This is a genomic window from Glycomyces tenuis DSM 44171 (assembly GCF_000427885.1).
GTDB lineage: Bacteria > Actinomycetota > Actinomycetes > Mycobacteriales > Micromonosporaceae > Glycomyces > Glycomyces tenuis.
The window spans coordinates 1-12,945 of record NZ_ATYW01000028.1 but is presented as its reverse complement, the minus strand read 5'-3'; the positions used below and the strand labels follow the sequence as shown (position 1 = coordinate 12,945).

Annotated in this window: 9 protein-coding genes; 5 read left to right on the top strand and 4 right to left on the bottom strand. The window is 69.3% G+C overall.

What is annotated here, in order from left to right; genetic code table 11:
* Positions 1-83 precede the first annotated feature (83 nt).
* Positions 84-1,268 carry an ROK family transcriptional regulator gene (locus YWW_RS0123190; protein ID WP_026931972.1) on the top strand — a complete coding sequence of 395 codons (1,185 nt, stop codon included), beginning with the start codon at positions 84-86 and terminating at the stop codon, positions 1,266-1,268.
* A 171-nt stretch (positions 1,269-1,439) separates the two neighbouring features.
* On the opposite strand, the gene YWW_RS32540 is transcribed toward YWW_RS0123190, so the two are convergent.
* The gene (locus tag YWW_RS32540; RefSeq protein ID WP_051326229.1) at positions 1,440-3,350 is read right to left on the bottom strand and encodes an RICIN domain-containing protein; all 1,911 of its coding nucleotides are present in this window, start codon (positions 3,348-3,350) and stop codon (positions 1,440-1,442) included.
* A 154-nt stretch (positions 3,351-3,504) separates the two neighbouring features.
* A complete protein-coding gene (locus YWW_RS0123180) occupies positions 3,505-4,536 on the bottom strand; it encodes a LacI family DNA-binding transcriptional regulator (RefSeq protein ID WP_026931971.1) in 1,032 nt (343 codons plus the stop codon).
* Between the two features lie 381 nt (positions 4,537-4,917).
* Between YWW_RS0123180 and YWW_RS32535 the strand changes: the two genes are divergently transcribed.
* Genes YWW_RS32535 through YWW_RS0123165 form a run of 3 tightly spaced genes read left to right on the top strand, consistent with a single transcriptional unit; the run spans position 4,918 to position 9,934 of the window.
* Positions 4,918-6,771 carry a hypothetical protein gene (locus YWW_RS32535; RefSeq protein WP_051326228.1) on the top strand — a complete coding sequence of 618 codons (1,854 nt, stop codon included), beginning with the start codon at positions 4,918-4,920 and terminating at the stop codon, positions 6,769-6,771.
* 35 nt (positions 6,772-6,806) lie between these two features.
* Positions 6,807-8,963: a discoidin domain-containing protein gene (locus YWW_RS0123170; protein ID WP_051326227.1), complete on the top strand. Its 2,157-nt coding sequence runs from the start codon at positions 6,807-6,809 to the stop codon at positions 8,961-8,963.
* 56 nt (positions 8,964-9,019) lie between these two features.
* The gene (locus tag YWW_RS0123165; protein ID WP_425402711.1) at positions 9,020-9,934 is read left to right on the top strand and encodes a DUF1996 domain-containing protein; all 915 of its coding nucleotides are present in this window, start codon (positions 9,020-9,022) and stop codon (positions 9,932-9,934) included.
* A 98-nt stretch (positions 9,935-10,032) separates the two neighbouring features.
* Here YWW_RS0123165 and YWW_RS37880 read toward each other — a convergent pair whose 3' ends face one another.
* Both YWW_RS37880 and YWW_RS0123155 read right to left on the bottom strand, forming a co-directional pair.
* Positions 10,033-10,461 carry an AbfB domain-containing protein gene (locus YWW_RS37880; protein ID WP_281171020.1) on the bottom strand — a complete coding sequence of 143 codons (429 nt, stop codon included), beginning with the start codon at positions 10,459-10,461 and terminating at the stop codon, positions 10,033-10,035.
* Positions 10,362-11,738: a glycoside hydrolase family 43 protein gene (locus tag YWW_RS0123155; protein WP_026931967.1), complete on the bottom strand. Its 1,377-nt coding sequence runs from the start codon at positions 11,736-11,738 to the stop codon at positions 10,362-10,364. Before YWW_RS0123155 ends, YWW_RS37880 begins: the two co-directional genes overlap by 100 nt.
* A 603-nt stretch (positions 11,739-12,341) precedes the next feature.
* On the opposite strand from YWW_RS0123155, the gene YWW_RS0123150 reads away from it, so the two are divergent.
* The coding region (locus YWW_RS0123150; RefSeq protein ID WP_026931966.1) for a cellulase family glycosylhydrolase at positions 12,342-12,945 on the top strand (604 nt) is incomplete at its 3' end.

Genomic DNA, 12,945 nt, shown 5'->3' with positions numbered 1-12,945 from the left:
TATTAAGTACACAGGCCAATGCTCGTCAATCTCTCCGCGATAACGACATGGTCGCGGACCCATAACGACTGACTGGTGGAACGATGGAACGCCCTCGGCAGAAGACCACGCGAGACCTCAAGCTCGGCAACCGGATGCGGCTGCTGCGGACGCTGTACTTCGACGGCCCGCTCACCCGCCGGGACCTCTCCCCCGCCACCGGCCTGAGTACCGCCTCGATCAGCAACGTCACCTCCGATCTGATCGCCGAGGGTGTGCTGCGGGAGGCCGGCAAACTCGAGTCCGACGGCGGCCGCCCGCAGATCCTGCTGGAGGTCGACCCCGGCCACGCGCACGTGGTGGGCGTCGACGTCGGCGAGACCCATGTCCGCGTCGAACTGCTCGACCTGGGGCTCACCGAGCAGTCGAGCGCCCAGTACGCCCTGGCACCGGGCCGGCACGACCCGGCCACCGTCGCCCGGCACATCGTCGCCGGGGTCCGCGCCGTCCTGGCCGAATCCGACGGGACGCAGGTGCTGGGCGTAGGTGTGGGGATGCCGGGCATCGTCGAGTACGGGCCCGACGGCGTCATCCACGCCAAGGCCTTCGGCTGGGACGAGGTCCCGCTGGGCCGCACGCTCATGGAGCACCTGGCTCCGCTCCCGGTGCACGTCGACAACGGTGCCATGACCATGGGCCAGGCCGAGCTGTGGTTCGGGGCGGGCCGCGGGGCCGACAACGCCGTGATCGCCCTGATCGGCTCCGGGGTCGGCTCCTGCATCGTCGCCGACGGCCGGCTCTACCGGGGCTCGGCCAGCAGCGCCGGGGAGTGGGGCCACACCACCGTCGAAGTGCGGGGGCGGGGCTGCCGGTGCGGGTGCCGGGGCTGCCTGGAGGCGTACGTGGGCGCCGAGGGCATGATCGAGCGCTATCGGGACCGGGGCGGCTCGCCGCTTCCCGACGTCGAGGAGCGAGCGCTGGAGCAGCTGCTGGACGACGACTCGGAGGCGGCGCGGTCGGTGGTCGACGAGACCGTCGAGTACCTCGGGGCGGGCCTGGCCGATCTGCTCAACCTCTTCAATCCCGAGTTGATCGTCATCGGCGGGTGGGCCGGGCTGATGCTGGCGCGGCGGCGGATGGACGACATCGTCGCGGCGGCGGGTGCGTATTCGCTGCACCAACCGTTCCAGACGGCGAGGATCGTGTCGGGCCGGTTGGGTCCGGACGCGGTCGCGAAGGGAGCCGCGACCCTGGTGATAGAACGATTCCTCGGCACCGGGCGAGGCTGAGCCGGAGCGCCGCCGGAACGACAGGCGCCCACGGCGCGGGGCCGCACCGGCGGCACCGCGGCCGAGGGCGGCCTCCCACGCGATCGAGCGCTTCTCGGACGGCGGGCGGCGGGCCCTGCGGGCGATGTCCCACAGCGCCCGCCCCTCTTCGCCTCCGAGGTGCGAAGCCGATCAGTCCGGCGTCAGGATCCACCGCTGATTGGCGCCGCCGACGTGGTCCCACTGCTGGACCGGCGCCCCGTTCGCCTCCGAGGCGCCGGTGACGTCCAGCGCTTTACCGCTGTTGCGGTTGGTGATCGAGTACGACCCGTCTCCGAGCGGCGTGACGCTCCACTGCTGATTGGCGCCGCCGACGTAGTCCCACTGCTGGACCGGCGCCCCGTTCGCCACCGAGGCGCCGGTGACGTCCAGCGCCTTCCCCGAGGCGACCGAGACGATCTGCCAGTACCCCTCGCCCGCGTCGACGAACCGCCAGCGCTGGTTGGCGCTGCCGAAATCGTCCCACTGCTGGATGCTCGCCCCGTTCGCCGCCGAGGCGTCGGTGACGTCGAGGACCCTGCCGCTGTGGGCCGACTCGATCGCATACGTCGCCCGCGGGTCGACCCCGTCTACGGGAGGCTCCTCGGTGGGAGGCTCGGAGCTCCCGCCCGGGCCCCACACGAACGTGGCCACAGCCCCGGCGGGCAGCGAGTAGCCGAACTCGCGGCCGCTTTCGGCGACCGTGAAGTCCGAGTCCGACGACCCCGCGTTCAGCGCGATGAGCGCGATCGTGCCGTCCGGGTTCTCGAACGCCACGGTCTCGATGCCGCCCGAATGCGACGTCGACTCGACGCGCACCGCGCCGGGCTGGACGAACTTGCTGGCGTGGCCGAGCACGTAGTACTCGACGTTGTACGAGACCGCCCCGGTCTGAGTGTCCACGGTGACCACGCCGCGGCAGTCCGAGCAGCCGCCGTTGGTCGGCCCGTGGTTCTGGTCGAGCGCCATGTTCCACAGCGTCACGCTCTTGGCCCAGTTCCGAGTCGCCCCGATCACGAGGTTCTGCATGTTCCACTTCAGATTCCCGCCGAAGTCCGTGGCCCAGGCGCCTCCGGAGCACTCGGTGAACCACAGGCCCTTGTCGGGATGGGCATTGTGGACCTGGCTCTGCGCCGACACGTCTCCGGCGTAGCAGTGGAAGGCGCTCCCGGACAGGTACCGGTTCGCCTCGGGATCGTTCAGGACGTTGACGGCGTAGTCAGGCTCGTCCCAGTTGTGGTCCCAGGCGATGAGGCGGGTGCCGGTGCCCTCCAGCGCCGGCCCGAGGTGGTCGCCGACGAACGCGGCCTGGTCCTGCCAGGACATCCGCATCGACGGATAGCCCGCGGTCTCGTGGTGGGGCTCGTTCTGCGGGGTCAGCGCGTAGATCGGGAGCCCTTGGGCCTCATAGGCGTCCACGTACGCGGCGAGGTAGTCGGCGTAGTCGTCGAACCGGTCGCCGCTGAGCTGGCCGCCGAAGAGGGAGCCGTTCGTCTTCATCCAGGCCGGTGGGCTCCACGGCGTACCCATGATCTTGAGGTCGGGATTCAGCGCCTTGGCCTGCTGGAGGATCGGGATGGTGTAGGCCCGGTCGTGGTCGATCGAGAAGTCGCCGAGGTCGCAACAGGTGTCGTCGTAGGTGTAGTCCTCGCCGCCGACGGTGAAGTCGGTCGCGCCCAGCGGCTGCCGGACCATGCTCAGGCCGATCCCCGCCGCTGGGTCGAACAGGTTCCGCATCAGCTCATCGCGCGAGCCCTGGTCGAGCCGGTCGTGGACGAGCCAGGCCGAGGAGTCGGTGAACGAGGCGCCGAAGCCGTCCATGGTCTGGTAGGTCGTCGACGTGTCGACGTCGATGCGGGGGCCGGCGCCCCCGGTGCCGAACGGCACGCCGGCCCGCTGTTCGAGGAGTTCGCTCTGGTCGGCCGTGGTGACCCAGACCTCGGCCTCGCCTTCGGCCGCGTGGGCGGAGGGCCAGAGGCCGAGGCCGAGAGCGGCGGCGGTGAACACGGACAGGCAGGCGCCGAAGGCCGCCGCTCGCCGTCCGCGGATTCTTGTACGTCGCATTGGTGGTTCCTTCCGAGGCTCCGGCGCCGGGCTCGCGGGCGGACACAGGGGACCGCATCGTCCGCCCGGCAGCGCGGAGCTATACATGTCACACTTACATCTAAGACTTAGATTAAGTGAGACATGCAATGCTGTCAATACCTCAGAAGGAAGGTCAGGCCGATTCGCGCATCACCAGCTCCGGTTCGAAGATCACCGAGGTCGGCTCGAGTGAGGGATCGGCGATCCGCTCCAGCAGCAGTCGCACCATCTCACCGGCCATGGCCTCCAGCGGTTGGCGCACCGTGGTGATGGGCGGGCGGCTCAACCGCGACGGGGAGCTGTCGTCGAAACCGACGACGGCCACATCCTCGGGCACCCGGCGGCCGTGGTCGTGGAGCGCGTGGACGGCGCCCTGCGCCATCAGGTCGCTGGCGACGAACACCGCGTCCACGTCGGGGTGCCCGACCAGCAGCTCCTTCATGGCGTGTTCGCCGCTGTCGTAGGTGAAGTTGCCCTCGACGGAAGGCACGAAGGGGCGGCCGAGCCGCGCCCATCGGTCCAGGTATCCGGCCTGCCGCTCCTGGGCGGCAGGGACGCCGAGGGGTCCGGATATCGCGGCGGGCCGGCGCCGCCCGAGGGATGCCAGGTGGTCGGCGGCCAAGGCGCCGCCGTCCCGATTGGCCAGGTCGACATAGCTGACCGGCGCCGGCTGCGGCGGCCGGGCGAACCGCACCGCGGGCCGGCCCGCCTCGGCGACCAGCGCGGGGAGCCGGTCGACCGCGTGCGTGGAGATCAGGAGGGCGCCGTCAGCGTTGCCCTGCTTGAGATACGCCGCGATCTCGGCCTCGTCCGACTCGTTCTCGGCCAGCATCAGCGCCGGATAGATGCTGTGAGGGCGCAGTGATCCGATGATGCCGGTCAGGAGCCGCCCGAAGAACGGGTCGGTGAACACCTGGCTGGAGAAGACGTTGCCGGCCGGTCCGGCCCCGGCCACGACCACCCCGATCGCGTCGCTGCGGCGGGTGACCAGAGATCGGGCCGCCCGGTTGGGCACATAGCCGGTGGCAACCACGGCCCGGCGCACCGCCTCCTGGATCTCGGGGGCGACGTTTCTGGTCTGGTTGATCACCCGCGAGACCGTCGCCCGCGACACGCCGGCCACGCGGGCGACGTCCTCCAGGGTGGGGGTGGAATCTGCGCTCATGGCCCAGTTATAGCACGCTTTGGAGAGCGCTCACCAATTCACATGCAGCATAAATGCTCGACAGGAGCGAAAAACACGGCCGCACGGCCTCACGTCGGATCGAACGGCACCGAGATTCGGACGCCTGGCGGCTCCGGCAGCGCGGTCAGGTGCACTGAGATCACGGCCCGGACGTTCGGTGCCCGTCGTCGACCGGTGCGACATTACGGCTTTCAGCTGGTATTTCGTTGACATGGAGCACTTTTCAGAACCGGCCAGAACAGCCATATATCGAAGTTCTTGACAATTTTGAAAGCCGCGCCGTACCATGTGGCAAATGGGAGAGCGCTCTCCCATCACGATCCCTCCACATCGTCACAACCACCCTCACAGGAGCCTCCTATGCAGGAAGCGTCTTCCACGATCCACTCCGGGCTCAGGCGGCGCGCGGCCCTCGGCGGGGCCGCCGCAGCCGTGGCCGCCGGCGCCGGGATCGGCGTGGGCCTCGCCCGGGCCGAGCCGGCTCCGGCCGCCGGCGAATGCGGCGAACCGTCCGACGTCCTCCCGCCGACGGACGCCTACGCCCCGGACTTCGGGCCGGGCGCGCACGTGTTCGACCCGTCGACTCCCGCGGCCGAGATCCAGTCCACCATGGATTCGATCACCGAGCAGATGCGCACGAACCAGTTCGGGCGCGAACGACACGCCGTGCTGTTCAAGCCCGGCACCTACGAGGTCGACATCGACCTGCGCTTCTACACGCAGATCGCGGGGCTCGGCCTGCTCCCCGGGGACGTCGTCCTGAACGGGCACGTCCGCGTCGAGGCCGACTGGCTCAGCCAGGGCGACGACCCGAACTACAAGGGCAACGCGACCCAGAACTTCTGGCGAGGCGCCGAGAACCTCACCGTCGACAACCCCGACGGCCAGATCGAGCGGTGGGCGGTCTCCCAGGCCGCGCCCTACCGCCGCATCGACCTGCGGACCGTGGAGATGCAGCTGTGGGACGGCTACGAAGGCTGGGCCTCGGGCGGCTACATCGCCGACTCGCGAATCTCCGGCACCGTCGTCTCCGGTTCCCAGCAGCAGTTCCTCACCCGCGGCAGCCGACTCGACGGCGGCTGGACCGGATCGGTCTGGAACATGGTGTTCGTCGGCGTCGAAGGCGCCCCGGCGCAGCACTTCCCCAACCCGTCCCACACGGTCGTCGACGCCGCCCCGGTGATCCGGGAGAAGCCGTTCCTCTACGTCGCCGACGACGGCGAGTACCGCGTGTTCAAACCGGCCGTCCGCCGCGCCGCCGCCGGACTCAGCTGGGACGGCGGCGAAGTGGAGGGCACCTCGATCTCGCTCGCCGAGTTCTACGTGGTCGTGCCCGGAACGGAGGCGGCCACCGTCAACCGGGCCCTCGCCGAGGGCAGGCACCTGCTGTTCGCGCCGGGCGTCTACGAGTTCGACCAGACCCTCGAGGTCACCGCCCCTGGCACCGTCGTGCTCGGGTTGGGACTGGCGACGATCATTCCGACCGCCGGGCAGACCGCCCTCACCGTCGCCGACGTCGACGGCGTGGTCCTGGCCGGGCTGCTCGTCGACGCCGGAGCGACCGAGTCCGAGGTGCTCGTCCAGATCGGCCCGCCCGGCTCGTCCACCGACCACTCGGCCGACCCGGTCTCGGTCCACGACCTGTTCGCCCGCATCGGCGGCGCCCACGCGGGAAAGGCCGCCGTCAGCCTCGAGATCAACAGCCGCCACGTCGTCGCCGACCACCTGTGGCTGTGGCGCGGCGACCACGGCGAAGGGATCGGCTGGACGGTCAACACCGCCGCCACCGGCCTCGTCGTCAACGGCGACGATGTCACCGTCTACGGCCTGTTCGCCGAGCATTACCAGGAACACCAGGTCATCTGGGCCGGTGAGCGGGGGCGGACCTACTTCTTCCAGAACGAGATGCCGTACGACCCGCCGGACCAGCAGACCTGGCGCGAGGGATCGGCGCTCGGCTGGGCCTCGTACAAGGTCGACGACGGCGTCGCCGAGCACGCGGCCTGGGGCGTGGGCGGCTACTGCTTCTTCAACGTCAACCCGGGCGTGGTCTGCGACCGCGTCTTCGAGGTCCCCGAGACCGACGGGGTCCGCTTCACCGGCCTGGTATCCGTCTCCCTCGGCGGGGTCGGGACCATCCGCCGCGTCATCAACGAGACCGGCGACCAGGTCGACGAGTCCACCTTCGCCAGTTACGTCGTGAGCTACCCGTGATCCCCCACCAGCGCACACCAACACAGGAGCATCCGATGCGCAGATCATTGTTGCGATCGTCCCGCCGTCCCGCCGTGCTCGCTCTAGCGGTGATCACCGCGGCCTCGGCGTGGACGCTGACCGTCACCGGCGCGCAGGCGCAGACCGAGGACGTGGCGCTGCTGTCGCAGGACCGGCCCGCGTCCGCCTCGTCGGTCGAGAATCCCGACTACACGCCCGCCTCGGCCGCCTTCGACGGCGACAGCGGAACCCGCTGGTCCAGCCAGTTCAGCGACGACGAGTGGATCCAGGTGGATCTCGGCGCCGTCTTCGACCTCAAGCGGGTCGAACTGGACTGGGAGGGCGCCTACGCGACCGCCTACGAGATCCAGGTCTCCACCAACGGCACCGACTGGTCCACCGCGTACAGCACCCAGGACGGACAAGGCGGATCGGAGACGATCGCCCTCGACGCCCCGGGACGCTACGTCCGCATGCAGGGTTTGGAGCGGGCCACCGGCTACGGCTATTCGCTGTGGAGCTTCGAGGTCTACGGCTGCACCGCGGACAGCGGCGGCGGCGAGTCGACCGCCGTCGAAGTCATCGGAAGTCAGGGGAACTGGCAGCTGACCGTCGACGGCGAGCCGTTCACCGTCAAGGGCCTCACGTGGGGTCCGTCGACCGCCGAGGCCGAGCAGTGGATGCCGGACCTGGTGGACCTGGGCGTCAACACCCTCCGCACGTGGGGCACCGACGCGTCCACCCTGCCGCTGCTCGACGCCGCGGCCGCCCACGACATCAAGGTCATGCTCGGGTTCTGGCTGGTGCCCGGAGGCGGGCCCGGCTCGGGCGGCTGCGTCGACTACGTCACCGACGAGACCTACAAGTCGACCACGCTGGCCGACATCGTCGGCTGGGTCGAGACCTATCGCGACCATCCCGCCGTCCTCATGTGGAACGTCGGCAACGAGTCGGTCCTGGGCCTGGGGAACTGCTACAGCGGGGCCGAACTCGACGCGCAGCGCAACGCCTACACCACCTTCGTCAACGATGTGGCCGTGGCCATCCACGGCGTCGACGACCAGCACCCGGTCACCTCGACCGACGCCTGGACCGGCGCCTGGCCGTACTACGAGGCGAACGCCCCCGACCTCGACCTGCTCTCGGTCAACGCCTACGGCGACGTCTGCGGCGTCCAGCAGGACTGGATCGAAGGCGGCTACGACCGGCCCTACATCATCACCGAGACCGGTCCGGCCGGCGAGTGGGAGGTTCCCGACGACGCCAACGGCGTACCCGAGGAGCCGAGCGACATCGCGAAGGCGGAGGCGTACACGCAGGCATGGGACTGCATCACCGGCCACGAGGGCGTCGCGCTGGGAGCGACCATGTTCCACTTCGGCACCGAGGGCGACTTCGGCGGCGTGTGGTTCAACCTCATCCCCGGCGGCAACCGGCGCCTGTCCTACTACGCGGTCGCCGAGGCCTACGGCGGCAGCCCGCAGGCGAACACGCCGCCGGTGATCTCGTCGATGGACTTGGGCTTGGACGGCCCGGCCGTCGGCGGTGAGGAGTTCACCGTCCGCATCGACGCGGTCGACCCCGACGGCGACGCCATCGAGTACATCCCGATGGTCAACAGCGCCTACATCAACGGCTCGTGGGACATGCTGCTCGCCGATTACACGGTGAACGGCGACGGCACGATCACGATCACCGCGCCCGAGATCCTCGGCGTATGGAAGTTGTACGTGTGGGCCGAGGACGGCCAGGGCAACGTCGGCGTCGAGAGCCGCTCGTTCGAGGTGACCGTCCCCGACGTCGAAGGCGAGAACCTCGCCGCCGGGAAGCCCACGACCGCCTCCACGTTCCAGGAATGGGGCGGCCACACGCCCGACCAGGCCACCGACGGCGACCTGTCCACGCGCTGGGCCAGCGAATGGGCCGACCCCCAGTGGATCCAGGTCGACCTGGGGCAGCGCACCGCGTTCGACACGGTGCAGCTGGTGTGGGAGACCTCCTACGCCTCCGCCTACGAGATCCAGGTCTCCGACGACGGCCAGAACTGGAGCACCGTCTACCAGACCTCCAGCGGTGACGGCGGCGCCGACACGATCACCGACGGCGGCGCCGGCCGCTACGTGCGCGTGCTCGGCACCCAGCGCGGCACCGAATGGGGCTACTCGCTCTTCGAGTTCGGCGTCTACGCCTGAGCTTCCGATCCGGGCGGGCCGCACGCCGCGGCCCGCCCCGCACAGAGAGGAACACGATCATGAAACGAACACTCGTCGTGGCGGCAGCCGCGGCGCTCACCCTGGCCGCGTCCGCGGTGACGGCGTCGCAGACGATGACCGCGTCCGCCGACGAGCTGGTCACCCACCACGAGTTCCAGGCGAACTGCACGATCAGCCACACCGCGAACGACGACCCGATCGTCTTCCCCGGGCAGGAGGGCGCCTCACACAACCACACCTTCATGGGCAACACCGGGACCGATGCACACTCCACACTGGATTCGCTGCTGGACGGCGAGACTTCGTGCCTGGTGCCGGCGGACCGCTCGGCCTACTGGTTCCCGACGCTGTTCAACGGCGACGAGGCGGCCCTGTCCACCTGGCACCAGGTGATCTACTACAAGTCCGGGGTGGAGGACTACACCACGGTCCAGCCGTTCCCCCAGGGCCTGCGCTTCATCACGGGCGACATGATGGCCACCGCCGAGGATTTCGCGAACGCGCCGGGCGCGGTCGAGGGCTACGAGTGCGGCGAGAGCTTCCACAACTACACCTTCCCCGAGCACTGCCCCGACTACTCGTGGCTCAACCTCCGGTACCAGGCGCCGAGCTGCTGGGACGGGGTCAACCTCGACTCGCCGGACCACCAGAGCCACATGGCCTACCCGGTCGAGGGCTCGTGCCCGGACTCGCATCCGGTGCCGGTGCCGATGCTGGAGTTCAAGATCCACTGGCCCGTCAACGGCGACATGTCGCAGGTGCGGCTGGCCAGCGGGATCGCCTCATCGTGGCATTACGACTTCATCAACGCCTGGGAGCCCGAGACGCTCGCGGCGCTGGTGGAGCACTGCATCAACGGCGGTCTCCAGTGCGACTCGCGCGGCTTCGACCTCTACAAGCCGGACCGGGGAGCGGTGCTGGACGAGGACTACGAGTTGATCGAGGGCTGAATCGGGGACCGGACGGACGCCCCCGCCACGGGCTGCGACGAGAGAGCCGTCGGCGGCCACCGGTCCGGTGGCCGCCGACGGTCCATCAGGGAACCGGGTCAGGTGAGGCGGAAGGCGCGTTCGGCCGCGTCGTCGATCGGGTCCGGCCGCAGCGCGCAGTCGTAGTGGCGCAGGCAGTGGCCGGTGTGATTCACCGACTCGAACGACACGCCGTCCGGGGAGCCGCCCGCCAGGCCGGGCACGAGCCGGAAGTGCCCGGCCTGAGCGGGGGCGACGTCCGCGCCCAGGCGCACGTCGGAATCAGAGTGCCGCATATGGCGGTCGGGGAAGTCGTACGACTGCGACCGGTGGCGCTCCCCGCCGTCTCGCCCGAGGGGACGGGCGGTGCGGCGCCGGCGGGGCGTCGCGTCGTGTGCATGACCGCCTCCTAGTAGGTGACCTGGAAGGTCGCGTCTTCCCGGTCGGCCTGGGACGAGCCCGGGTCGATCGGGTCGACGCGCAGGACGTAGCCGGAGTGGCGCAGGCACCGGTCGGGGAAGTTGTGGGACCGGAACGAGGCCCACGAGCCGTCGGCGAGCCCGGCGGTGCGCAGGAAGGTCGCGTCGGCCGCGAACAGCGCCGAGCCGTCGTTCGCCTCGAGCCGCATCTCGTAGTTCACGTGCCGCAGGTACCGGCCGGGGCGGTTCACCGATTCGAAGGAGACACCGGAGGGGTCGGCCAGGCCGGACACGAGCCGCCACTGCTGGTCGGCGGGCGGCTCCATCGGGAACGGGTCGATCCGGCCGATGTCGCTCGCGTGGCGGACGTACCGATCGGGGAAGTTGTAGGACTTGAGCCGGTTCCACCGGGGCGCTCCCCAGCGGTCGATCATCGCGGTCCGCTCGGCGGCGGTGATGGGGACGATGCCGGCGTGCTTGGAGCTGATCGGGGCGGTGTAGGAGCGCTGGTTCAGCGCCGACCAGGAGTCGCCGCCGAGGTTCGAGGACTGCCAGGCGTAGAACACGGCGTTGGCCGGCGAGAAGGAGTCGCCCCAGAGCCAGAAGGCGCCTCCGTCATTGGAGGCGACCAGGATCGGGGCCTCGATGGCGCCGCCCCGGCGCAGGCCGCCGGTGAGGGTGGTGAAGCTGTTCGGCCGGCCGGTGGTGGACCTGGCCACGTACAGATCGCCGTCGTCCATGTTCTTGTAGGCGAGGTAGAAGTCGCCGCCGTGGGGCAGGACGTCGCCGTCGAGGACGTTGAAGCCGGGGTCGAAGAAGAGCTGGGCGGAGCCCATGTCCGCGAAGTCGGTGGTGTAGTTGACCATGAGCACGTCGCGGGTGCCGTTGTAGGCGGAGTAGACGACTCCGTACCGGCCGAGCGAGGCGTCCCAGAACGCGGTGGGCGCCCAGGAGTGGGTGGCCATGTCGTGCAGGTGGACGCGGCGGTAGCCGGTGAACGAGGTGAGGTCCTCCGAGTCCCAGACGTGGATGTACTGGTTGTTCAGGTTGAAGACGCGGCCTTTGAGGTCGGTGGCGAGGACGGTGAAGGTGCCGTCCTGCTTGCGCAGGATGAACGGGTCCCGCAGGCCTTCCATGCCGGCGGTGGGCACGGCGACCGGGTCGTTCTGGTTCAGCGGCGTCCAGTTCAGGCCGTCGGTGCTGACGGCCAGGTGGAGGGCGTAGCTGTCGTCGGTCATGTCCGGCGATTCCTTGAAGTAGGACATCGCGTAGGCGGCATTGGACTGGGCGTGCGCGGCTCGTGCGGGGAGGGCCGCGGCGACGGCGGTGGACAGCGCGGTGGTGAGGACGGTTCGGCGTGAGGGCATTGCGGGCCTTTCTCGGAGTCGGGGCGCGGCGGTCGCCGGATCGGTCCGACGCCTTCGGGGCCGGCGCGATTCGCGGGCCGGCCGCTTTCGACGGCGAAGGATCGGATCCACTGTGGCTTCCGTGCTTCCCTGTGGAGTCGGGACGGCGGGCCGTGAGTGATCGCTAACATGACCATGGGAGGCCACGGAGGATCCCGAGGCTCCGACGTCGAGTTCGATCGGATATGGGATGTGTGATATGTGATCGCTAACAAACACCTGGCCCGGCGCCGTGCGCAGAGCCGCCAGCCCTCCCCGCGGACCGATGAATCACGTAGTGAATCAAGGGGTGGAGCGGTCACGGCATTTCGGACGGAGCGAGGAAGTGATTGGCCAACATGCTAACCGCACCCCTCGAATAAAGTCAAGTACGTCAATATGTGGACGGCACGGCCGCCCTTCGCCCGTTGAACGCCCGAGTGGAAGTCGTCCCGCCGAAGACCTTGACCGCCCTCGGGGCGAGTGTCATACTACCGAAATGTTGACGTAAACATTTACAAATATTGATGTCAATATCATTCCTTCCCCCCGTACGCGCATCCTTGCGCGAGATCGGTCGAAGCCATGAACACCAATGATCAATCGCCACCGCCCCAGCGGCGGCCCCTCCGCCGTCTGCTGCTCAACGTGCTGGCCGTCCTGGCACTGGTGCCGGTCACGGTTCTCGCCGGCGCCACACCGGCCAGCGCCGACACCAGCGACTTCCGCGGCGCGAACTGGGCCGTGCTGGGCGACAACTTCGTCGAGGGCCCGCTCGTCCTCGACGGCTTGAACAGCTCCGACAGCTACGACACCGTCTACGCCAAGGCCGACGCGATCTACGACGACATGGAGACCCTCCTCGGCGCCAACACCGTCCGCCTGCCGGTCAACACGCACACCGTCGGCTCGGCGTGGTGGAACGCCTACCGGGCCACCATCGACGCCGCGACCGACCGCGGCTTCAAGGTCGTCCTCGCCTACTGGGAGGACGGCGCCGCCTCCGGCGGGCGCATCACGGACATGGCCGCGTTCAACACGATGTGGTCCACCGTGACCTCCCAGTACGGATCCAACGGCCTGGTCTACTTCGAGCCGATGAACGAGCCCCACGGCTACAGCTCCCAAGAGTGGCGCGACCTCGCGGCCGACTGGCTCGACTACCACTACTCGGCGCCGCCCGGCCGCG

Bases quoted from the DNA above. Each gene is read 5' to 3' on its own strand.
- YWW_RS32535 (WP_051326228.1), top strand. From the start codon at position 4,918: ATGCAGGAAGCGTCTTCCACGATCCACTCCGGGCTCAGGCGGCGCGCG.
- YWW_RS0123155 (WP_026931967.1), bottom strand. From the start codon at position 11,738: ATGCCCTCACGCCGAACCGTCCTCACCACCGCGCTGTCCACCGCCGTC.
- YWW_RS0123170 (WP_051326227.1), top strand. From the start codon at position 6,807: ATGCGCAGATCATTGTTGCGATCGTCCCGCCGTCCCGCCGTGCTCGCT.
- YWW_RS0123180 (WP_026931971.1), bottom strand. From the start codon at position 4,536: ATGAGCGCAGATTCCACCCCCACCCTGGAGGACGTCGCCCGCGTGGCC.
- YWW_RS0123190 (WP_026931972.1), top strand. From the start codon at position 84: ATGGAACGCCCTCGGCAGAAGACCACGCGAGACCTCAAGCTCGGCAAC.
- YWW_RS32540 (WP_051326229.1), bottom strand. From the start codon at position 3,350: ATGCGACGTACAAGAATCCGCGGACGGCGAGCGGCGGCCTTCGGCGCC.